The organism is Streptomyces sp. NPDC001068 (assembly GCF_042897315.1).
In the GTDB taxonomy this organism is placed as follows: domain Bacteria; phylum Actinomycetota; class Actinomycetes; order Streptomycetales; family Streptomycetaceae; genus Streptomyces.
Genome location: NZ_JBIAYD010000006.1, coordinates 353,566 through 375,490, shown reverse-complemented (window position 1 = coordinate 375,490; position 21,925 = coordinate 353,566). Strand labels below are relative to the sequence as shown.

Below are 21,925 nucleotides of genomic sequence, written 5' to 3'. Positions count from 1 at the left end.
TGCGCCGAGCGCGCCCGCAGGAGCACCCAGGGGGATCCCGCCGTGACCCACTCTCCGTCGCCCCGTCGGCCGCAGGCCCGCATTCCCGGTCCGCAGCAGCCGCCCCCGCCGTACCCCCGTATCCGCGCCGGGCTGTGGAGGCGCTGCCTCGGCGGCGGGCTCGGCCTGTGGACCCTGGCCGCGGCGGTCACCTACGCGACGCAGGACACCGCGCCGCTGCCGGCGCTCATCCTGCTCGGCAGCTTTCTCGTCCCGGTCGTCTTCGTGCTGTGGGCGTACGAGCGGCACAGCCGCGACCTCGGGGTCAGCGCGGTCCTCGGCTGCTTCCTGGCCGGCGGCGCGCTCGGGGTGCTGGGCGCCTGCGCCGCGGAGTCCTACCTCGTACAGCCCTCCTGGGGGATGTTCGTCTGCGTGGGCCTGATCGAGGAGGCGGCGAAGCTCGGCGCGCTGGTGTTCGTGCTGCGCCGGCTGCCCGGGATCCGGGGCGTGCGGGCCGGGCTGGTGCTCGGCGCCGCCGTCGGCTTCGGCTTCGCGGCCCTGGAGGGCGCCGGCTACGCCTTCGACGCGGCGGTCTCCACCGCGGGCGCCGATCCGCGGGCACTGATCGAGACGGAGTTCCTGCGCGGGGTGCTCGCCCCTGTCGGGCACGGCCTGTGGACGGCGATCGCGGGCGGGGTCCTGCTGTCCTGCCGCCGCCCGAACGGCCGCTTCCGCGTCACCTCGCCGGTGGCGGCCACCTGCCTCGGCGCGGCCCTGCTGCACGCGCTGTGGGACTCCACGCACGGCATCGCGCTCTGGCTGGCGACCCGGCTGGCGGGCGCCGGGCCGGACCGGCGGCTGTTCGCCGAGGGGTACCTCCCGCGCCCCACGGCGGCGCAGGAGCACCTCTTCACCCTGTTCTCGGTCGGCCTGCTGGTGCTGGTGTCGCTGCTCGGCATCGCCTGGGTGAGCTCGCTGGCGCGCCGCGGCATCCCTTGGAGAAATACCCCCTAGGGGTATAGTGTGAAAACAGTGGGGTTCCCTCGCGGGCCCCACCGGCCCCACACGCCTCGACGAGGAGAACGACATGACCGCCCAGACCGACACCCCGGGTTCCGTGACCGCCGTCTACCAGGTGACCGGCATGAGCTGCGGACACTGCGAGGGTTCCGTCTCCGCCGAGATCTCCGAGCTGCCGGGCGTCGGCTCGGTCAAGGCCGTCGCGTCCACCGGTGAGGTCACGGTCGTCTCCGCGGCCCCGCTCGACGAGGAGGCGGTCCGCGCCGCCGTCGACGAGGCCGGCTTCGAACTCGTCGGCCGCGCCTGACATCGGGGCCCCGGCGGGCGGTACCCGCGGTACGAGCAACACGCGCACCACGAACAGTACGTACGACGGAAACGTATCTCTCCGCCGGGCCGTGCCGACCAGCTGATACTGGATCCGTACGGTCCGGTCAGTTGTCTGGAGTCCGGACATGACCAGCACCACCACCGCAGAGACCCGGATAGCCGAGCCCGCGCCCGGCCCGACGGCCGAGGTCGAGCTTCTCATCGGCGGGATGACCTGCGCCTCCTGCGCGGCCCGGGTCGAGAAGAAGCTCAACCGGATGGACGGCGTCACGGCCACCGTGAACTACGCGACCGAGAAGGCGAAGGTGACGTACCCCGGAGGGGTACGGGTCGCCGACCTGATCGCCGTGGTCGAGAAGACCGGGTACACCGCCGAGGAGCCCGCGCCCCCGGAGCCGGAGCCGGAAGGCGCGCCGGAGCCGCGGGAGCGGCCCGGGCGGGACCCCGAACTCGCCGCCCTCCGGGAGCGCCTGCTGGTCTGCGCGCTGCTGGCGGCGCCGGTGGTGCTGCTCGCCATGGTTCCGGCGTGGCAGTTCGACAACTGGCAGTGGCTGTCCCTGACGCTGGCCGCTCCGGTGGTCGTCTGGGGCGGCCTGCCGTTCCACCGGGCCGCCTGGACCAACGCCCGGCACGGCGCGGCCACCATGGACACCCTGGTCTCGGTCGGCACGCTGGCCGCGTTCGGCTGGTCGCTGTGGGCGCTGTTCTTCGGCCACGCGGGCATGACCGGCATGCACGACACGTTCCGGTTCACCGTCTCCAGGGCGGACGACGGCATGGGGGGCGCGTCCTCGATCTACCTGGAGGTCGCCTCCGGGGTCGTGGCGCTGATCCTGCTCGGCCGCTATCTGGAGGCCCGTTCCAAGCGGCGCGCGGGGGCCGCCCTGCGGGCGCTGATGGAGCTGGGCGCCAAGGACGTGGCGGTGCTGCGGGACGGGCGCGAGGTACGGGTCCCGGTGGCCTCGCTGACGGTCGGCGACCGGTTCGTCGTACGGCCCGGGGAGAAGATCGCGACCGACGGGACCGTGGTCGAGGGCGCCTCGGCGGTGGACGCGTCCATGCTGACCGGCGAGTCGGTGCCGGTGGACGTGACCGTGGGCGACGCCGTCACCGGGGCGACCGTCAACGCGGGCGGGCGGCTGGTCGTCGAGGCCGGCCGGGTGGGGGCCGACACCCAGCTCGCGCGCATGGCACGCCTGGTGGAGGACGCGCAGAACGGCAAGGCCGAGGCACAGCGGCTCGCCGACCGGATCTCCGCCGTCTTCGTCCCCGCGGTCATCCTGATCGCGCTCGGCACCTTCGCGGTCTGGCTCGGCGTCACCGGTGACACGGCCGCCGCGTTCACGGCCGCCGTCGCCGTGCTGATCATCGCCTGCCCGTGCGCCCTGGGCCTGGCCACACCGACCGCGCTGATGGTCGGCACCGGGCGGGGCGCGCAGCTCGGCATCCTCATCAAGGGCCCGGAGGTGCTGGAGTCCACCCGCCGGGTGGACACCGTCGTCCTCGACAAGACCGGCACGGTGACCACCGGGCGGATGAGTCTCCAGGCGGTGTACGTCGCCGACGGCGCCGACCGGGACGAGGTGCTGCGGCTCGCGGGCGCCCTCGAACACGCCTCGGAGCATCCGGTGGCGCGGGCGATCGCGGCCGGGGCCGCGGAGCGGGTCGGGACCCTGCCTGCCTCCGACCGCTTCGAGAACGTCCCCGGGCGGGGTGTCCGCGGGCTGGTGGAGGGCCACGAGGTCGCCGTGGGGCGCCTCTTCGACATCGTGCCCGAGGAGTTGGCCACCGCCCGCGCCCGCGCCGAGCAGGAGGGCCGTACGGCCGTCCTGGCGGGCTGGGACGGACGGGCCCGCGCGGTCCTCGCCGTCGCGGACACGGTCAGGGAGACCAGCGCCGGGGCGGTGCGCGAGCTGCGCGCCCTCGGACTGAGGCCGGTGCTGCTGACCGGCGACAGCCGGGCGGTGGCCGAGGCGGTCGCCCGGGCCACCGGGATCGACGAGGTCGTCGCCGAGGTGCTGCCCGAGGAGAAGGTCGACGTCGTACGGCGGCTGCAGGGCGAGGGCCGCACGGTCGCCATGGTCGGCGACGGTGTCAACGACGCGGCCGCGCTGGCCGCCGCCGATCTGGGGCTCGCGATGGGAACGGGGACGGACGCGGCGATCGAGGCCGGCGACCTGACCCTGGTCCGCGGCGACCTGCGGGTGGCGGCGGACGCGATCCGGCTTTCCCGTCGGACCCTCGCCACCATCAAGGGCAACCTCGTGTGGGCCTTCGGCTACAACGTGGCCGCGCTCCCGCTGGCCGCCGCCGGACTGCTCAATCCGATGATCGCCGGGGCGGCGATGGCCTTCTCGTCGGTGTTCGTGGTGACGAACAGTCTGCGACTGCGTACCTTCCGCTGAAAGTTACCGCCGGTTCGCGCCAGCGGATGCGGCAGTCCCCCTGGAGTCCAACGCGCACCTCACATAAGCTCTTCACAAGGCTCGTGCATCATCCTTACGCTTGAGCTCCGATCGCCGTATCGGGGCTCTTGCGCATCTAACGGACATATGCAAGAGACACAGATCACAGTGATGTGAACGTAACCATCGAAGGGGTTCGAAGGTCTAAGTTGGCGATGTCAGACCGGCGTCTTGGGGGGCGCTGACCTGGCATCTGGGGATGTCTTGGGGGACTTCCTCAGAGATGCGTCGCCGGGACACGTACGACGGGAAGCTTTGAGCGGCCCTCCCGTGCGGTACGCGTCCCGGCAGATCGCACCGCATCACTGGAGCACAACAGCAGTTCAGCACGTGGCACGGCGAGTTCTGCTCGCCGTGCCCGAAGCAGCGAATTCAGGCGCTGCCGCACCGAGCGCCCGGCCGGATCCCGTGGGGGGAATCCGTACCGGGACACGGGAAGGCGCCCTGGTCGCCGGCCCGTGGGGGGACCGGCGCTCCAGGGCGCCTTCTGCTGTGCCCGTATGTCAGCGCGTGGCTTCACGCCCGCGCGTATCCGTGCGCCCGCGGCGGGGGCGCCGATGAAGTCGGCGCCCCCTGACCGGTGGGCGGTGGGTCAGCGCTCCTCGACCGGCACGAAGTCGCGCTCGACGACACCCGTGTAGATCTGGCGCGGACGGCCGATGCGGGAGCCCGGCTCCTTGATCATTTCCTGCCACTGGGCGATCCAGCCCGGCAGCCGGCCGAGGGCGAACAGGACCGTGAACATCTCGGTCGGGAAGCCCATGGCGCGGTAGATCAGGCCGGTGTAGAAGTCGACGTTCGGGTAGAGGCTGCGCGAGACGAAGTAGTCGTCGGAGAGCGCGTGCTCCTCCAGCTTCAGCGCGATGTCCAGCAGCTCGTCGGACTTGCCGAGGGCCGAGAGGACGTCGTGTGCGGCAGCCTTGATGATCTTGGCGCGCGGGTCGAAGTTCTTGTAGACCCGGTGGCCGAAGCCCATCAGGCGGACGCCGTCCTCCTTGTTCTTCACCTTGCGGATGAAGGAGTCGACGTCGCCGCCGGAGGCCTGGATGCCCTCCAGCATCTCCAGCACGGACTGGTTGGCACCACCGTGCAGGGGACCCCACAGGGCGGAGATGCCGGCCGAGATCGACGCGAACATGTTCGCCTGCGAGGAGCCGACCAGGCGGACCGTCGAGGTGGAGCAGTTCTGCTCGTGGTCGGCGTGCAGGATCAGCAGCTTGTCGAGCGCCGAGACGACGACCGGGTCCAGCTCGTAGTCCTGGGCCGGCACCGAGAACGTCATGCGCAGGAAGTTCTCCACGTAGGAGAGGTCGTTGCGCGGGTAGACGAACGGGTGGCCGACCGACTTCTTGTACGCGTACGCGGCGATCGTCGGAAGCTTGGCGAGCAGCCGGATCGTGGAGAGGTCGCGCTGCTTCGCGTCGAACGGGTTGTGGCTGTCCTGGTAGAAGGTGGACAGCGCGGAGACCACCGAGGACAGCATGGCCATCGGGTGGGCGTCCCGGGGGAAGCCCCTGTAGAAGTTCTTGACGTCCTCGTGCAGCAGGGTGTGCCGCGTGATCTCGTTCTTGAACGTGGTGAGCTCGTCCACCGTGGGCAGCTCACCGTTGATCAGCAGGTAGGCCACCTCCAGGAAGGTGGAGCGCTCGGCCAGCTGCTCGATGGGGTAGCCGCGGTACCGGAGGATGCCCGCCTCGCCGTCGAGGTAGGTGACGGCCGATTTGTATGCGGCGGTGTTGCCGTATCCGCTGTCCAGGGTCACCAGACCGGTCTGGGCGCGGAGCTTCCCGATGTCGAAGCCCTTGTCACCGACGGTGCTGTCGACCACCGGGTAGGTGTACTCGCCGTCGCCGTACCGCAGTACTACAGAGTTGTCGCTCACGTCTTCCCTCACCCGACGTAGTGCCTCATCTTCGAGGTGCCCTGACTGTCTCTACCATCCCCCATTTGGCTCAGGAGAGTGCACTCGGGGTCGACCATTAGGCCCATCGGCGGCACTCAGTGCCGCCAACCTGCTCATCCTGCCCCCTTGATTCCCCATCTGGAAGTGGTCTGTGACCTTCACGACTCATTTGATCGATCATTTTTCGTGATGGCCCCGCGGAGCCGGAAGTCCAGCGCTGTGCACCGCCGGCCCGCCGACACCGTGCGCACCGCCTGGCCGATCGCCTTGCGTGAACCGACGAGGACGACCAGTTGCCTGGCCCGGGTGACCGCCGTGTAGAGGAGGTTCCGCTGCAGCATCATCCAGGCGCCGGTGGTGACCGGGATCACGACGGCGGGATATTCACTCCCCTGTGAACGGTGGATGGTCACCGCGTAGGCGTGGGCGAGTTCGTCCAGTTCGTCGAAGTCGTACGGAACCTCCTCGTCCTCGTCGGTCAGCACCGTCAGGCGCTGGTCGACCGGGTCGAGCGAGGTGACCACGCCCACGGTGCCGTTGAAGACACCGTTCTTTCCCTTGTCGTAATTGTTGCGAATCTGGGTGACCTTGTCGCCCACCCGGAACACCCGGCCGCCGAACCGTTTCTCGGCGAGGTCCGGCCGCCCGGGCGTGACGGCCTGCTGCAACAGGCCGTTGAGCACCCCGGCGCCCGCCGGCCCCCGGTGCATGGGCGCGAGCACCTGCACGTCCCGGCGCGGGTCGAGCCCGAACTTCGCCGGAATCCGGCGGGCGGCGACGTCGACGGTGAGCCGCCCCGCCTCCTCCGTCTCGTCCTCGACGAAGAGGAAGAAGTCCTTCATGCCGTCGGTTACCGGATGCTGTCCCGCGTTGATCCGGTGCGCGTTGGTCACCACCCCCGACTGCTGGGCCTGCCGGAAGACGCGGGTGAGCCGGACGGCGGGCAGCGGACTGTCCTCGGCGAGCAGGTCCCGGAGCACCTCGCCCGCCCCGACGCTCGGCAGTTGGTCGACGTCCCCGACGAACAGCAGGTGCGCGCCCGGCGGTACGGCCTTCACCAGCTTGTTGGCGAGCAGCAGGTCCAGCATCGACGCCTCGTCCACCACCACCAGGTCGGCGTCGAGCGGACGGTCCCGGTCGTAGGCCGCGTCGCCGCCGGGCCTCAGCTCCAGCAGGCGGTGCACGGTGGAGGCCTCGGCGCCGGTCAGCTCGGCGAGCCGTTTGGCGGCCCGGCCGGTTGGGGCGGCGAGCACCACCTTGGCCCGTCTGGCCCGGGCCAGCTCCACGATCGACCGGACGGTGAACGACTTGCCGCAGCCGGGCCCGCCGGTCAGTACGGCGACCTTCTCGGTCAGCGCCAGCCTGACGGCCGCCTCCTGCTCGGGGGCCAGGTCGGCGCCGGTGCGGTCCTTCAGCCAGGCGAGCGCCTTGTCCCAGGCCACGTCACGGAACGACGGCATCCGGTCCTCGCCGGTGCGCAGCAGCCGCGACAGCTGCCCGGCGAGCGCCACTTCGGCCCGGTGGAAGGGCACCAGGTAGACGGCGGTGACGGGTTCGGCCCCGGGCGTGGCCCCGGGCAGCCTCTCCCGTACGACCCCCGGGTCCTCCCCGTCCTCCGGTGGTGCGGCCAGCTCGGCGAGGCAGTCGATGACGAGCCCGGTGTCGACCTGGAGCAGTTTCACCGCGTCCGCGATCAGCCGCTCCTCGGGGAGGTAGCAGTGCCCCTGGTCGGCGGACTGCGACAGGGCGTACTGCAGCCCGGCCTTCACCCGCTCCGGGCTGTCGTGCGGAATCCCCACCGACTGGGCGATCTTGTCGGCGGTGAGGAACCCGATGCCCCAGACGTCGGCGGCGAGCCGGTAGGGCTGGTTCCGCACGACGGAGATCGACGCGTCGCCGTACTTCTTGTAGATCCTTACGGCGATGGAGGTCGACACCTCGACGGTCTGGAGGAAGAGCATGACCTCCTTGATCGCCTTCTGCTCCTCCCAGGCGTCGGCGATCTTCCTCGTCCGCTTCGGCCCGAGCCCCGGCACCTCGATCAGCCGCTTCGGCTCCTCCTCGATGATGCGGAGGGTGTCCGTGCCGAAGTGCTGGGTGATCCGGTCCGCGAACACCGGCCCGATCCCCTTGACCAGCCCGGACCCCAGATACCGCCGTATCCCCTGGACGGTGGCCGGCAGCACGGTCGTGTAGTTCTCGACGGTGAACTGCTTGCCGTACTGGGGATGCGACCCCCAGCGGCCCTCCAGCCGCAGCGACTCCCCCACCTGGGCGCCGAGCAGCGCGCCGACGACGGTGAGGAGGTCACCGGCGCCTCTGCCGGTGTCGACCCGGGCGACCGTGTAACCGGTCTCCTCGTTGGCGTAGGTGATCCGTTCGAGCACGCCTTCGACGGTGGCGAGCCGTCGTTCACCGGTGGGGGTCCCCGTCTGCTGAGCCATGACCCGACGGTACCGGTGAGCACCGACAGGGCCACGGCCGTCCGTCGGCCCCTGTGGACGGGGCGTTCATCGACCGGGGTGCGCGGGCCGCTCCTTCACCGCTTCGACGAACGCGACGAAGGCCGTGACCGGGAAGGTCAGGGTGGCACGGGTGGGGGCCTTGGAGTCGCGGACGGCGGCGTGGGTCGGGGTGGCGGCCACCTCTACGCAGTCGTTGCCGTCGTCCGGCCCTGAATAGGACGACTTCCGCCAGCCGCCACGCCTGAAGTTACCGATGAAGGCAGTGAAGGCTTCGACGGGGAAGATGAGGGTGTGAGCGGCGGGGACTTTGGAGTCGCGGACAGCTACGTGGGTGTCGGTGTTCGCGATTTCCACACAGCTGTTGCCATCGCCCTCGCCGGAGTAAGACGACTTCCGCCAGTTGTCCACGGTTTGCCTCACAACTCTTCTGCCAGCTTGCGGATGAAGTCACGCGACCTGTCGGCGTCAAGTGACGCCGCTTCCACTCTACGGAAGCTTGTTCGGTAGGTGTTGAGCTGAGCCTCGGAGTCGATCAGCACCGAGCCATGGGGTGCGTCACGCACCACGGTGTCCAACTTGGACAGGCGGCCACCTGCGTACGTCATCGTGCCCGACGCCCCGGCAAAGCCGTCCAGGTCGAAGGGGACGACACGCAGGGCGATATGGGGCGCCTCCGAGAACTCGAGCAGCCGAGTGAGCTGAGCCCTGGAAGTGGCGCGGTCGCCGACCCTCATGCGCAGGGCCGCCTCGTGGATGACGACCTCATGCGGGACGACTTGCTCTTGACGCTGCATCCGATGCCGGACACGCACATCGATTTCGCCGTCGGTGAGTTCAGGCAGCCTGGACGAGAAAACCGCGCGGGCGTAGTCGGCCGTCTGCAATCGCCCCGGCACGAAGAGGATCGCCACATCACGCAGGAAAGCGGCGTGATGCTCCAACTCGGCGAGGTCCAGGAATGGGGTAGGCAGCAGACCCCGGTAGTTCTCCCACCATCCCCGCGTCCGATCGGTCGCCATCGCCACCAAGGCGGTGATGAACTCCTCATCCGTACAGGCGTAATGAGAAGCGAGACGGCGCAGTCGCTGCTCGCTCACGCCGGACAAGCCCGCTTCGATCTGACTGATCTGCACGTTGCTCACGCCGAGCAGCTTGGCCGCCTCCCGGGCCGTGAGTCCGGCCGCGTCGCGGAGTCTGCGTAGCTCCGTCGCCAGGCGCAACTGCCGGGCCGTCGGCTCACGCCTGGTACCCATCGACCACTCCCCGCTCCAACGCACCTGTCGGTGCAACTGGTTCGAGGGTCAGATTACGCGACCGGCTTGCTCAACCGAAACTTTCAGGTCTACCTTCAGTGACGCACCGCTCACGCAGTGGAAGTGCCCCGCCCCGCCCTGCCCGGTGGCCCGCGACAACGCCACCCTGCGCGAAAGTCCCCCACATTCAACGGAGTTGATGACGCATGCCCGAAACCTGGGAGTACACGCTCAGCATCCCCAACGACCTCCGTGCCGTCACCGTCAGCCGGCACGCGCTGAGACTGATCCTCACCGCGCACGGGCTGACCCACCTTCTCGACGTCGCCGAACTCCTCGCCACCGAGCCGGTCTCCAACGCCGTACGGCATACGAGGGGGCCCGCGGCCCTGCGCGTGCGGTGGCCGCCGCCCGGCACACTGCGGATCGGTGCGTGGGACGCGGATCCCGGGCCGCCCGAGCCCCCGCAGCCGCTGGAAGGGTTCGCGGAGACGGAGGACGGGCGGGGGCTGGCACTGGTGCGGGCGCGTTCGGACCTGTGGGGCTGGCAGCCCCTGTCGAGGTTCGGCAACCGCGGCAAGTACGCGCGGTGCGAGCTGGCCGCCGCCTGATCGCGGCCGACGCCGTCGGCCGGAGGTGCGCCCGTCATCACCTTGCGTATCCGGTGTGGCACGGAACGCGACCATCTCCATATGGTCATAGCGGCACCAAAGCCGCACGGACGGAGGATCCATGGCTCGTTTCCGCACGTACCTGGCACTGCTGGGGTCGGCCACCGCACTCGCCGCGGGCGTCCTCGCTCCCGCGCAGTCCGCCGGGGCGCGGGCCGCCGCCACGGCGGAGTACCGGTGGGTCGCCCTCGGCGACTCGTACACCGCCGGGGGCATCCCGGCCACCGGCGACGTCTACGAGTCACCCCGCGACGGCTGCGAGCGGACCGACCAGTCGTACCCGCGGATCATCCACCGCGCCCTCGGCGCGCTCGTCGACCTGACCGACGTCAGCTGCGCCGCCGCCACCATCGAGAACGTCACCTCCAAGGCCCAGCAGCCGAACGGCCGTCACCTGCCGCCCTACTCCGAGGACCCGGACTACCCGTTCCCGCCCGTGCCCGCCCAGGCGGAGGCCGTGGGGCCGGGCACGGACGTGATCACCGTAGGTGTGGGCGGCAACAGCCTGGGGTTCGACATCGTCGGGCGGTGCCTGCTCCTGGGCGAGGGCAGCAAGGGCACCGGCACACCGTGCCGGGACGAACTCGCCGCCGGCGTCCCCGGCCGGCTGGCCGCGGTGGCCGACGAGTACGGCCGGATGCTCGGCGCGCTCCGCGCCAGGGCCCCGCACGCGAGGATCCTGGCCGTCGGCTATCCCACCGTCGTCCCCGAGGACACCTCCCGCTGCCGCTACGGCGACCTGCGCCAGTTCGGCTCGGTCACCCCGGGCGACCTGGACTGGCTGCGCCGGGACGTCCTCGGCCCCCTCGACACCGCGATCGAGAAGTCCGCCGACGGTCACGGGGCGTCCTTCGTGGACCTGTCCGCCTCCTCCCGCAGGCACAGCGTCTGCGACACCGACCAGTGGGTCGAGGGCATCCTCGACCACGACGGGCGGCCGGCCCTGGTCCACCCCAACGCCGAGGGCCAGCGCAACGCCGCCGCCCATGTCGCCTCCGCACTCCTGAACGCCGTCGGCCACGGCTGACCCGGTGCCGAACCGGGGCGGCAGGCGAACGTAATTTCTCCCGCGGCCCGGGTGGCGGGAACCGCCGTCGGCGGTAAGGGTGGGCGGCGGGGAAATTTTCGCGCGCAGGGAGAGTCCGACATGCCCGAGATCACCACTCCGTACGCGACCGGCACCCCGTGCTGGGTCGACCTGATGGCGCAGGACCAGCAGGCCGCGCTGGACTTCTACCGCGACCTGTTCGGCTGGCAGGGCGAGATCGGCCCGGGCGAGTTCGGCGGGTACGCGGTCTGCACGCTGCACGGCAAGCCGGTGGCCGGCATCGGCCCGGCCATGGCGCCCGAGGGCCAGCCCGAACCGCCGACCGTCTGGACCACCTACCTGGCCAGCACCGACGCGCCGGCCACCCAGGACGCGATCGTCTCGGCCGGCGGCACCCTGCTGGCCCCCGTGATGGAGGTCGGCGACCTCGGCCGGATGCTGATCGCCGCCGACCCGCAGGGCGCGGTGTTCGGGGTGTGGCAGCCGGGCACCTTCCACGGCGCCGGGCTGGTCAACGAGCCGGGCGCGCTGATCTGGAACGAGCTGAACACCAGCGACGTCCCCGCCGCCACGGGCTTCTACGGCGAGTCCTTCGGCATCGAGATCCAGCCGATGGAGGGCGCCGACGGCGACTACTGGGCGCTGAACATCGGCGGCAAGGGCGTCGGCGGCGCCGCCCGGCTGGGCGAGGACCGGCCCGGCGTCCCGCCGCACTGGCTGACGTACTTCGCGGTGGACGACGTCGACTCCACCGTGGACGCGCTGGTCAAGCGGAACGGCTCGGTGCTGGCACCGCCGTTCGAGATGATGGCCGGCCGGATGTCGGTGGTCGCCGACCCGCAGGGCGCGACCTTCGCGGTCTTCAAGCCGAAGCCCATGTGACCCACCGCCGGCAGGCCAACGGACCGCCGGGCTCGCGGCGTTCGGCGGTCCCTCGGCCGCGTGCCCGGTACGGCCCCGGGGCGACCGGCGCGCGGTGGCGGGGGCGGCCGCCGGTCTCCCCCGCCGGAATAGCCCCGCCGCCGCGCCGCGTTGCGCGGTCATGACGACCAACGCGCCGCACCCCGAGGTCCTGCGATACACCGCCTTCTCCGGACGGCCCGAGGGCGGGAATCCCGCCGGCGTGGTGCTGGACGCCCGTGGTCTGGACGACGGTGCCATGCTGGCCATCGCCGCCGGCCTCGGATACTCGGAGTCCGCGTTCCTCACCCCGTCCGCGACCGAACGGGCCTACACCGTCCGGTACTTCAGCCCCAAGGCCGAGGTTCCGTTCTGCGGGCACGCCACCATCGCGACCGCGATCGCGATCGCCGAACGGACCGGCCCCGGCGAGCTGGTGTTCGCCACGCGCGCCGGCACGGTGCCGGTGACGGTGACCGAGCGGGACGGGACGGTGACCGCCACTCTCACCAGCGTCGAGCCGCACGTCGAGGAGATCGCCGACGCCGACCTCGCGGAGGCGCTGGCCGCGCTCGACTGGCCGGCCGCCGACCTCGACCCGGCGTTCCCGCCCCGGATCGGGTTCGCCGGCGCCCGCCACCTCGTGCTCGCGGCGGCGACCCGGGCGCGCCTCGCGGATCTCGCGTACGACTTCGCACGCCTGGAGGCCCTGATGCACCGCCTGGACCTGACCACGGTGCAGCTGGTGTGGCGGGAGTCGGCCACCGTCTTCCACGTCCGCGACCCGTTCCCCGTCGGGGGTGTCGTCGAGGACCCGGCGACCGGGGCCGCGGCCGCCGCGTTCGGGGCGTACGCCCGTGAGCTGGGCCTGGTCCCGGAGGAGGCCGTCCTCACCCTGCACCAGGGCGAGGACCTGGGCCGCCCCGGCGAACTCACGGTGACCCTGCGGGCGGGCGACCCCCGGGTCCGGGTCAGCGGCACGGGAACCCGCATCGGCTGACGGGCACCACCGGGCCGCGCCGCCGCGGTCGGCCGCGGGTCGGTGGGGGCTGGTCGCACCCGCGGTCGACGACGAGCCACGGTCACGATTCGGTTTCGGCCACTCCAGACCTCTTGCAGAGCCCTCGTGTAATCGTTTCCAATCCTCTCTACGCAGTGCGTGTAATCGATTCCACGAGTTCCACGAGGAGGTGGAGCGGCGATGGCGAGTATCAAGGACGTGGCCGCCGCGGCGGGCGTTTCCGTCGCCACGGTGTCCCGTGTCCTGAACGACCACCCGTCGGTCAGCGCCGACGCCCGTACCCGCGTGCTGGCCGCCGTCGAGACGCTGGGCTACCGCCCGAACGCCGTCGCCCGCTCCCTGCGCACCGACCAGACCCGCACCCTCGGCCTGGTCATCAGCGACGTGCTCAACCCGTACTTCACGGAGCTGGCCCGCTCGGTCGAGGAAGAGGCCCGCGCGGTCGGCTACAGCGTGATCATCGGCAACGCCGACGAACGCCCCGAGCTGCAGGACCACCACGTCCGGACGCTGCTCGACCGCCGTATCGACGGGCTGCTCGTCTCCCCCACCGACGGCGGCTCCCCGCTGATGCTGGAGGCGGCGCGCGGCGGGACGCCCATGGTCTTCGTCGACCGCTGGATCCCCGGCGTCGACGTGCCCGTGGTGCGGGCGGACGGACAGGCCGCCGTACGGGACCTCGTCGCCCATCTGCACGGGCTGGGGCACCGGCGGCTCGCGATCATCTCCGGCCCCGCCGCCACCACCACCGGCAGTGAGCGGGTGCGGGCCTTCCGGGACGCGCTCGCCGAGTACGGCGTCCCCCTCCCGGACGCGTACATCGGCCAGGGCGACTTCCAGGCCGAGAGCGGCAGGCGGGTCACCGAGGGCTTCCTCGACCTGCCCGAGCCGCCCGAGGTGGTCTTCGCCGCCGACAACCTGATGGCACTCGGCGCGCTCGACGCCGTACGCGCCCGCGGTCTGCGGGTGCCGGACGACATCGCGCTCGCCGCGTTCGACGACATCCGGTGGTTCGTGCACACCGACCCGCCGGTCACGGCGATAGCCCAGCCGACCGGCGAACTGGGACGCGCCGCCGTACGCGCGCTCATCGACCGTATCGAGGGGCGGCCTCCGCAGTCCGTGACCCTCCCCGCCCGGCTCGTCGTGCGCCGCTCCTGCGGCGCGCGCCCCGGGATGAACCAGACCCCTGTGCAAAGGAGCACGTCGTGAGCAACCCGGACGAGTTGCTGCGTATCGAGGGCATACGGAAATCCTTCCCCGGCGTGATCGCGCTCGACGGTGTCGACTTCGATCTGCGCCGCGGCGAGGTGCACGTACTCCTCGGTGAGAACGGAGCGGGCAAGAGCACCCTCATCAAGATGCTCTCCGGTGCCTACACCCCCGACGAGGGGCGGATCCTGGCCGCCGGCGAGGAGGTGCGCATCCACGGTGCGCAGGACTCCGAGCGCCTCGGGATCGCCACCATCTACCAGGAGTTCAACCTCGTACCCGATCTCACGGTCGCCGAGAACATCTTCCTGGGCCGGCAGCCGCGCCGCCTCGGGATGATCGACCGCAAGCGGATGGAGGCGGACGCCGAGGCCCTGCTCAAGCGGGTCGGTGTGCACGTCTCGCCGCGGGCTCGGGTGCGTGAGCTCGGTATCGCCCGTCTCCAGATGGTCGAGATCGCCAAGGCGCTCAGCCTGGACGCGCGCGTGCTCATCATGGACGAGCCGACCGCCGTGCTCACCTCCGAGGAGGTGGACAAGCTCTTCACCATCGTGCGGCAGCTGCGCGCGGACGGGGTGGGGATCGTCTTCATCACCCACCACCTGGAGGAGATCGCCGCGATCGGCGACCGGGTCACCGTCATCCGGGACGGCAAGAGCGTGGGCCAGGTGCCCGCCACCACCCCGGAGGACGAACTGGTCCGGCTCATGGTCGGACGCTCCATCGAGCAGCAGTACCCGCGCGAGCGGGCCGAGACCGGCGCCGTGCTGCTGTCCGTGGACGGACTGACCCGCGACGGCGTCTTCCACGACGTGAGCTTCCAGGTGCACGCCGGTGAGGTCGTCGGCATCGCGGGTCTCGTCGGGGCCGGCCGCACCGAGGTGGTGCGGGCGGTGTTCGGAGCCGACCCGTACGACAAGGGGGCCGTGCAGGTCTCCGGGACGGCGCTGAAGCGGCACGACGTGAACGCGGCAATGGCCGCCGGGATCGGGCTCGTCCCCGAGGACCGCAAGGGCCAGGGGCTGGTGCTGGACGCCTCCGTCGAGGAGAACCTCGGCCTGGTGACCCTGCGCCGGGCGACCCGGGCCGGGATCGTCGACCTCCGGGGGCAGCATGTCGCCGCCGAGCGGATCGCCGGGCAGCTGGGTGTGCGGATGGCCGGTCTCGGCCAGCACGTGCGCACCCTCTCCGGCGGCAACCAGCAGAAGGTCGTCATCGGCAAGTGGCTGCTGGCCGACACCAAGGTGCTGATCCTCGACGAGCCGACGCGCGGTATCGACGTCGGCGCCAAGGTCGAGATCTACCAGCTGATCAACGAGCTGACCGCCGCCGGGGCCGCGGTCCTGATGATCTCCAGCGATCTGCCCGAGGTGCTCGGGATGAGCGACCGGGTGCTGGTGATGGCCCAGGGCCGGATCGCGGGCGAACTCTCCGCCGACCAGGCCACCCAGGACTCCGTGATGGCCCTCGCCGTCTCCACCCCCACCACCACAACCGACAAGGAGGCCGGACGTGGCCACTGACACCCTCAAGAGCAAGAACGCGGGCGCCGGTGGCGTCTCCGGCGTGCGCCGGCTGCTCCTCGACAACGGCGCGCTCACCGCGCTGATCGTCCTCGTCATCGCCATGTCGGCGCTGTCGGGCGACTTCCTCACCACCGACAACCTGCTGAACGTCGGTGTCCAGGCGGCCGTGACCGCGATCCTCGCCTTCGGCGTGACCTTCGTGATCGTCGCGGCGGGCATCGACCTGTCGGTCGGATCGGTCGCCGCCCTGTCGGCCACCGTGCTGGCGTGGAGCGCCACCTCGCACGGGGTGCCGGTGTTCCTGGCCGTGGTGCTGGCCGTCGCCACCGGCATAGTGGCCGGTCTGGTCAACGGCTTCCTGATCGCGTACGGCAAGCTGCCGCCGTTCATCGCCACCCTGGCCATGCTGTCGGTGGCCCGCGGTCTCTCGCTGGTGATCTCCGGGGGCTCCCCGATCGCCTTCCCCGACTCGGTCTCGCACCTCGGTGACACGCTCGGCGGCTGGCTGCCGGTGCCGGTCCTCGTGATGATCGTCATGGGTCTGATCGCCGCCTTCGTGCTCGGCCGTACGTACATCGGACGCTCGATGTACGCGATCGGCGGCAACGAGGAGGCCGCCCGGCTGTCCGGGCTGCGGGTGTCGAAGCAGAAGCTGGCCATCTACGCGCTGTCCGGGCTGTTCGCGGCCGTGGCGGGCATCGTGCTGGCCTCCCGGCTGTCCTCGGCGCAGCCGCAGGCCGCCAACGGCTACGAGCTGGACGCCATCGCCGCGGTGGTGATCGGCGGCGCGTCGCTGGCCGGCGGTACCGGCAAGGCCTCCGGCACGCTGATCGGCGCGCTGATCCTCGCGGTGCTGCGCAACGGCCTCAACCTGCTGAACGTCTCCGCGTTCTGGCAGCAGGTCGTCATCGGTGTCGTCATCGCGCTGGCCGTGCTGCTGGACACCGTCCGCCGCAAGGCCGGGGCCACCCCGGTGGCCGCCGGAACCGGCGGGAACAAGGGCAAGCAGGCCGGTACCTACGCGCTCGCGGCGGTCGTCACCGTGGGCCTGGTGGCCGCGACCTCGCTCCTGCACACGGGCTCCGGCGGGAGCAACCCGAAGGTCGGGCTGTCCCTGTCCACCCTGAACAACCCGTTCTTCGTGCAGATCCGTTCCGGCGCGCAGGCCGAGGCGAAGAAGCTGGGTGTGGACCTGACCGTCACGGACGCCCAGAACGACGCCTCGCAGCAGGCCAACCAGCTCCAGAACTTCACCAGTTCGGGACTGGGCGCGGTCATCGTGAACCCGGTCGACTCGGACGCGGCGAGCAACTCCGTGAAGGCCGCCAACAAGGCGGACATCCCGGTCATCGCCGTCGACCGCGGCGTCAACAACGCCAAGACCGACGCGCTGGTCGCCTCCGACAACGTGGCCGGCGGTGAGCTGGCCGCCAAGACGATCGGCGACAAGCTCGGCGGCCACGGCAAGATCGTGATCCTGCAGGGCCAGGCCGGCACCTCGGCCGCCCGCGAGCGCGCGCAGGGCTTCGCCGCCGGCCTGAAGGCCTTCCCGGGCATCCAGGTGGTGGCCCAGCAGCCGGCCGACTTCGACCGCACCAAGGGTCTCGACGTGATGTCGAACCTGCTGCAGGCCCACCCGGACGTCCAGGGCGTCATCGCCGCCAACGACGAGATGGCGCTCGGCGCGATCAAGGCGCTCGGTTCCAAGGCCGGCAAGTCGGTCTCGGTGGTCGGCTTCGACGGCACCCCGGACGGTCTGGCCGCGGTCAAGAACGGCACGCTGTACGCCTCGGTCGCCCAGCAGCCCTCGCAGCTCGGCAAGATCGCCGTGGACAACGCCCTGAAGGCGATCCAGGACAAGAAGGTCGAGTCGACGATCAAGGTTCCGGTGAAGGTGGTCACGAAGGAGAACGTGGCCGGGTTCACGGGCTGAGGTACCAAGGAGGCGGCCGGGCCCGACCTGCCGGGCCCGGCCGCCTCAACTCGTTCTCTTAGGGAGTCACTTCATGTACGACTACGACCTCCTGGTCGTGGGATCGGCCAACGCCGACCTGGTGATCGGGGTCGACCGGCGGCCGGCCGCCGGTGAGACCGTGCTCGGCGGGGACCTCGCCACGCACCCCGGCGGCAAGGGCGCCAACCAGGCGGTCGCGGCCGCCCGGCTCGGTGCCCGCACCGCCCTGCTGGCCCGGGTCGGCGACGACGCGCACGGCGGGCTGCTGCTCGACTCGCAGCGGGCCGCCGGGGTGGACACGGCGGGCGTGCTGGTGGGCGGGGCCCCGACGGGCGTCGCGCTGATCACCGTCGACCCCTCCGGGGACAACAGCATCGTGGTCTCCCCCGGCGCCAACGGCCGGCTCACCCCGGCGGACGTACGGGCCGCCGCGGGCCTGATCGGGGCTTCCCGAGTGGTCTCCGCGCAGCTGGAGATCCCGCTGGAGACGGTCGTCGAGGTGGTGCGGAACCTGGCTCCCGGCAGCCTGTTCGTGCTCAACCCGTCCCCGCCGCTGCCCCTTCCGGACGAGGTACTCGCGGCCTGCGACCCGCTGATCGTGAACGAGCACGAGGCGAAGGTGCTCCTCGGCGAGGCGGGCGCGGGCGAGGACCCGGCCGACTGGGCGCGGCTCCTGCTCGCCAGGGGCCCGAGGTCGGTGGTGGTGACGCTGGGCGCGGCGGGCGCGCTGGTCGCCGACGCACACGGGACCGAGGCGGTCCCCTCCGTGAAGGTCGACGCGGTGGACACCACCGGGGCCGGGGACGCCTTCACCGCGGCCCTCGCGGTACGGCTCGGGGCGGGCGCGTCGCTCACGGAGGCGGCAACCTACGCGGCCCGGGTCGGGGCGGCGGCGGTCACGAGGCGGGGCGCGCAGGACTCGTACCCGACGGCGGCGGAGGTCGAGGCGCTGTGAAGAGGACGGGAATCCTGAACCGGCATCTCTCGGGTGCGCTGGCGGAGCTGGGGCACGGGCACGGGGTGCTGGTCTGCGACGCCGGGATGCCGATCCCGCGGGGGCCGCGGGTGGTGGACCTGGCCTTCCGGGCCGGGGTGCCGTCCTTCGCGGAGGTGCTGGAGGGGCTGTTGTCCGAGCTGGTCGTGGAGGGTGCCACCGCGGCGACCGAGATACGCGGGGCCAATCCGGCGGCCGCCGGACTGCTGGACGGGTACTTCCCCGACCTGGCCCTGGTCCCGCACGAGCGGCTGAAGGAGCTGTCGGGCGGCGCCCACCTGGTGGTGCGCACCGGCGAGGCCCGGCCGTACGCGAACGTGCTGCTGCGGTGCGGGGTGTTCTTCTAGGTACCGGCCGGGGCCGCGGGCCCCGGTGTCACGGCTGGGGGAACACCAGCGGCACGCCGTAGCGGCGCTGGGCCGCGCGCAGGGCCGGGACGAGGGTGGTGCGCACCGCGCGGACCGCGTCCGCGTGTCCGGGTGCGGCCAGGAACCGGGTGCGCAGCCCGGCGCGGGCGGGCTCCCGTACCGCCTCCACCGGGCGCATGCAGGTGGCGTACGCCCGCCCCAGCGCGTTGTCCCCCGGGGCGGGTCCGTCGGGGCCCGCGGTCTGCATCCTGGCGTCGGCGAGGGCGAAGAAGGCGTTCTCGTCGCGGGCCCGGACGCCGTACCGGGCCAGGCAGTCCGGCAGCGTGCCGAGGGCGTCGAGGGTGGCCGGATCGCGGCGCAGCGTGGTGAGCGTGCCGAACCACTGGCCCTGGACGCCGGCATAGCGCTCGCGCAGGGCCTGGGCGGCGGCCGTGCCCTCGGCGAGACAGTCGCGCACGTCGGCGGCGGATCCGGTGCGGGCCGGGGCCGAACTCGCCGGCGGGGCGGGCACGGCGGCGCTCTCGCTGGTGCCGTGCCGGGCGATGAAGTCCAGGTCGGGGAGTTCGTAGTAGCGGATGAAGGCGAGCGGGACCTGTTCGGGCAGGGTGAAGCCGCGGTCACGGGCGCAGGAGGCCGCGGCGACACGCTGCACCTGGCGTACGAACACGTCCAGCCCCTGGGTCCAGCGGGACTCGGCGCCGGTCGCGGGCAGCACCATCCGCACCGGGTCGGCCGGCAGGGTGTCGCTGAGCCGGGCCGGGGTCACGGTGGCCGCGCGGGGACCGGAGACGGGCTGCTGAGCCGGGCCGGCCGTGCAGCCGGCGGCGGTGACGGCGGCGAGCAGGGCGAGAGCGGCGGCGGGACGGGCCGCGCGGAGCATCCGGGTCATGGGGTCCTGCCTGCGGGGGTGGGAGCGGGTGCCGCGGGCCGCTCGGGCCCGCGGCACCTCTGGAGTGGCGGCACCGGGTCAGTGCGTGATGTGGACGGTGTCGCCGCCGTCGTAGTAGCTCGCCACGGTGAACTTGGTGCCGCCGGACACGTCGGTGCACAGCCAGTACGTGGAGTCGTTGACGCTGTGGCTGCCGTCGGAGGCCCAGACGTAACCCTTGTTGCAGGTCACCCAGGAGCTGCTGGAGGTGTGGTAGAGACGCCCGGCGTATTCGTCGCCGTACGTGGTGGTGGAGTCGTCCGAGTAGGTCAGGTTGAGGTCGCCGCAGCTGCTGGACGACGACTTGGTCGCGGTGCCGCCGACGCCCTGGTAGGCCCCCGTCTTCAGCGTCACGGTCACACAGGCGGCCGGGGCGGCGGACGCGGCGGGCGCGAGCACCAGACAGCCTGCGGCGGAGACGAGCGCGAGCGCGCCCGCGGCGATGGCCTTCCTCATGGTTCCCCCTTGCGGTGATCGGTTGTGGCCGGATCGAGCAACCGAAACGCTCGCAGAGCACCCGCCCCGTGGACCACGCCCTTCGACGGGGCTCTAAAGTCCCGCGCCAGGCTGCGGAGCACGCTGCTCCGGCGATGCCTCTGTGGCTCCTGTGATCTGTGGGCTTCCGGAGAGCCGTGGCTCCTGACGTGACGTCACTCTGAGCATGGCGGCGCCGAGCGGGGTGAGGGTGTGCAGCACCGTGTTGTGGTGTCGGTGGCTGAAGACCAGGCCGGCGTCGCGCAGCACGGTGGTGTGGTGGGAGGCCGTGGGCACCGACACGCCCAGCTGACGGGCCAGTTCGGAGGTGGTCGCGCCGAGCGCGAGACTGCGCAGCGCCGCCGCGCGGGTCCGGCCGAGCAGCGCGGCGAGCGTGGCGTCCGCCGGGACGTCGGGGGCGGTCGCGCGGACTCCGTGCACGGGATAGACGAGGACCGGCTTAAGGGTGTCGTCCGCCATCGAGATCGGTGACTGCCAGCAGAAGTACGAGGGGACCAGGTGCAGTCCGCGGCCGGCCAGGTGAAGGTCCCGGTCCTCGACGTAGTCGACGTGCAGGACCGGTGGCCGCCAGCGGACGGCCGGTGACAGCCCGCGGAGCAGTCCGTCGAGGCCGGTGTCGAGGGTGTGGCGCGCGAGCAGGGCGCGCTCGCCGGCGAGGGCGGCGCCGACGCGGCTCTCGTGGGGGGCGATCACCGCTTCGTGGTAGGTGCGCAGGAGCTTGGCGAGTTCCTCCCGGGTCTCGCGTTCCCGCAGCCGGTGCGCCCAGTCCGGGGCGCCGGTGATCCGGTCCAGCGTCCGTATCTCGAGGTCGACCCGCTCGGGCGGGGTGTCGACGATCGCGGCGAGCCCGTGGTCCAGGCCGTCGGCGGACACGTGCGGGGTGAGGAAGTCGGGCAGGTAGCGGGCCCGGGGCAGCACCGGGACCAGCAGCCGCCGGACGGCCGCGCCGAGCTGGGTGCCGGCGAGGGCGGCCCGGGTCTCCCGGTACCAGTCGGCGTAGGCCCAGCGGCCCCGCGAGGTCTGTAATCGGTGCAGGCTGCAGGTGATCTCCCAGAGCGGGTCGGGAGCGGTCGCCACCCGGACGCGGGCCAGATCCTGAGGCGTGAAGTGGATACGCAGCACGAGAGCCGCCCCCCGAGTCGACAAGTCGTCCCGTTCAGGCAGCAGCCTGGGGCACGCGGCCCCCACGAACAACGCGGGAACCGGCCGGACACCCCGAGAACGCCGGGACATGCTTCGAGGGGGCCCGATCCGTCGATCGAACCCCCTCGGTCTTCCCCCTCCGGCCGGAACCCCCGTGATCCCCCCAGACCCCCTCCGAAGTCCCGGCGCCCAATACGACCGGCTGGGCGGGGGGATGGTTGTGCGGGGGACGGGAGGTTTTTCCGGGTAC

At 71.8% G+C, this 21,925-nt stretch carries 19 protein-coding genes and 1 pseudogene; 12 read left to right on the top strand and 8 right to left on the bottom strand.

Going from position 1 to position 21,925, the window contains the following annotated elements:
* The first annotated feature begins 120 nt into the window (after nucleotides 1–120).
* The 3 genes from ACFY3I_RS19315 (at nucleotide 121) to ACFY3I_RS19305 (ending at nucleotide 3,734) form a co-directional block, all read left to right on the top strand.
* Nucleotides 121–993, top strand: coding sequence for a PrsW family intramembrane metalloprotease (locus tag ACFY3I_RS19315; RefSeq protein WP_390861781.1), 873 nt, complete (start codon nucleotides 121–123; stop codon nucleotides 991–993).
* Between the two features lie 73 nt (nucleotides 994–1,066).
* The gene (locus ACFY3I_RS19310) at nucleotides 1,067–1,306 is read left to right on the top strand and encodes a heavy-metal-associated domain-containing protein (RefSeq protein ID WP_390861635.1); all 240 of its coding nucleotides are present in this window, start codon (nucleotides 1,067–1,069) and stop codon (nucleotides 1,304–1,306) included.
* Between the two features lie 148 nt (nucleotides 1,307–1,454).
* Nucleotides 1,455–3,734, top strand: a complete 2,280-nt coding sequence (locus ACFY3I_RS19305; protein ID WP_390861634.1) for a heavy metal translocating P-type ATPase — start codon at nucleotides 1,455–1,457, stop codon at nucleotides 3,732–3,734.
* Between the two features lie 652 nt (nucleotides 3,735–4,386).
* On the opposite strand, the gene ACFY3I_RS19300 is transcribed toward ACFY3I_RS19305, so the two are convergent.
* From ACFY3I_RS19300 to ACFY3I_RS19280, 5 genes and pseudogenes are all read right to left on the bottom strand, one after another.
* The gene (locus ACFY3I_RS19300) at nucleotides 4,387–5,676 is read right to left on the bottom strand and encodes a citrate synthase (protein WP_365292006.1); all 1,290 of its coding nucleotides are present in this window, start codon (nucleotides 5,674–5,676) and stop codon (nucleotides 4,387–4,389) included.
* Between the two features lie 179 nt (nucleotides 5,677–5,855).
* The gene (locus ACFY3I_RS19295) at nucleotides 5,856–8,141 is read right to left on the bottom strand and encodes an ATP-dependent RecD-like DNA helicase (protein WP_390861633.1); all 2,286 of its coding nucleotides are present in this window, start codon (nucleotides 8,139–8,141) and stop codon (nucleotides 5,856–5,858) included.
* Between the two features lie 66 nt (nucleotides 8,142–8,207).
* The gene (locus ACFY3I_RS19290; RefSeq protein WP_390861779.1) at nucleotides 8,208–8,417 is read right to left on the bottom strand and encodes a DUF397 domain-containing protein; all 210 of its coding nucleotides are present in this window, start codon (nucleotides 8,415–8,417) and stop codon (nucleotides 8,208–8,210) included.
* A 6-nt stretch (nucleotides 8,418–8,423) separates the two neighbouring features.
* Nucleotides 8,424–8,570: pseudogene (locus ACFY3I_RS19285) on the bottom strand (DUF397 domain-containing protein); the annotation flags it as partial.
* 8 nt (nucleotides 8,571–8,578) lie between these two features.
* Nucleotides 8,579–9,415 (bottom strand): helix-turn-helix transcriptional regulator, encoded by an 837-nt coding sequence (locus ACFY3I_RS19280; RefSeq protein ID WP_390861632.1) that lies wholly within the window; start codon nucleotides 9,413–9,415, stop codon nucleotides 8,579–8,581.
* Between the two features lie 206 nt (nucleotides 9,416–9,621).
* Here ACFY3I_RS19280 and ACFY3I_RS19275 point away from each other — a divergent pair, with 206 nt between their 5' ends.
* The 9 genes from ACFY3I_RS19275 to rbsD all read left to right on the top strand — a co-directional run bounded on the left by ACFY3I_RS19275 (nucleotide 9,622) and on the right by rbsD (nucleotide 19,088).
* A complete protein-coding gene (locus ACFY3I_RS19275) occupies nucleotides 9,622–10,026 on the top strand; it encodes an ATP-binding protein (protein WP_390861631.1) in 405 nt (134 codons plus the stop codon).
* 121 nt (nucleotides 10,027–10,147) lie between these two features.
* Entirely contained in the window at nucleotides 10,148–11,113 is a 966-nt protein-coding gene (locus ACFY3I_RS19270; protein WP_390861629.1) for an SGNH/GDSL hydrolase family protein, read from the top strand.
* A gap of 120 nt (nucleotides 11,114–11,233) precedes the next feature.
* Nucleotides 11,234–12,016, top strand: a complete 783-nt coding sequence (locus tag ACFY3I_RS19265) for a VOC family protein (RefSeq protein ID WP_390861628.1) — start codon at nucleotides 11,234–11,236, stop codon at nucleotides 12,014–12,016.
* Nucleotides 12,017–12,176: 160 nt separating this feature from the next.
* On the top strand, nucleotides 12,177–13,034 hold the full coding sequence (locus ACFY3I_RS19260; protein WP_390861627.1) for a PhzF family phenazine biosynthesis isomerase: 858 nt from the start codon (nucleotides 12,177–12,179) through the stop codon (nucleotides 13,032–13,034).
* A 201-nt stretch (nucleotides 13,035–13,235) separates the two neighbouring features.
* Complete coding sequence (locus ACFY3I_RS19255) at nucleotides 13,236–14,267, top strand: LacI family DNA-binding transcriptional regulator (RefSeq protein WP_365292032.1); 1,032 nt, start codon at nucleotides 13,236–13,238, stop codon at nucleotides 14,265–14,267.
* The gene (locus ACFY3I_RS19250) at nucleotides 14,264–15,790 is read left to right on the top strand and encodes a sugar ABC transporter ATP-binding protein (protein ID WP_390861626.1); all 1,527 of its coding nucleotides are present in this window, start codon (nucleotides 14,264–14,266) and stop codon (nucleotides 15,788–15,790) included. The genes ACFY3I_RS19255 and ACFY3I_RS19250 overlap by 4 nt, the downstream gene beginning before the upstream one ends.
* Nucleotides 15,780–17,726, top strand: a complete 1,947-nt coding sequence (locus tag ACFY3I_RS19245) for a substrate-binding domain-containing protein (protein ID WP_390861624.1) — start codon at nucleotides 15,780–15,782, stop codon at nucleotides 17,724–17,726. Before ACFY3I_RS19250 ends, ACFY3I_RS19245 begins: the two co-directional genes overlap by 11 nt.
* Nucleotides 17,727–17,799: 73 nt before the next feature.
* Entirely contained in the window at nucleotides 17,800–18,702 is a 903-nt protein-coding gene (locus tag ACFY3I_RS19240) for a ribokinase (protein WP_390861622.1), read from the top strand.
* Nucleotides 18,699–19,088, top strand: coding sequence for a D-ribose pyranase (gene rbsD, locus ACFY3I_RS19235; protein ID WP_390861620.1), 390 nt, complete (start codon nucleotides 18,699–18,701; stop codon nucleotides 19,086–19,088). The genes ACFY3I_RS19240 and rbsD overlap by 4 nt, the downstream gene beginning before the upstream one ends.
* Nucleotides 19,089–19,116: 28 nt before the next feature.
* Here the strand turns inward: rbsD and ACFY3I_RS19230 are convergent, their stop codons facing one another.
* The 3 genes from ACFY3I_RS19230 to ACFY3I_RS19220 form a co-directional block, all read right to left on the bottom strand.
* The gene (locus ACFY3I_RS19230; protein ID WP_390861618.1) at nucleotides 19,117–19,998 is read right to left on the bottom strand and encodes a hypothetical protein; all 882 of its coding nucleotides are present in this window, start codon (nucleotides 19,996–19,998) and stop codon (nucleotides 19,117–19,119) included.
* A gap of 78 nt (nucleotides 19,999–20,076) precedes the next feature.
* A complete protein-coding gene (locus ACFY3I_RS19225) occupies nucleotides 20,077–20,493 on the bottom strand; it encodes a hypothetical protein (RefSeq protein ID WP_365292056.1) in 417 nt (138 codons plus the stop codon).
* 93 nt (nucleotides 20,494–20,586) lie between these two features.
* A complete protein-coding gene (locus ACFY3I_RS19220) occupies nucleotides 20,587–21,654 on the bottom strand; it encodes a DUF5937 family protein (RefSeq protein WP_390861617.1) in 1,068 nt (355 codons plus the stop codon).
* Nucleotides 21,655–21,925 lie beyond the last annotated feature (271 nt).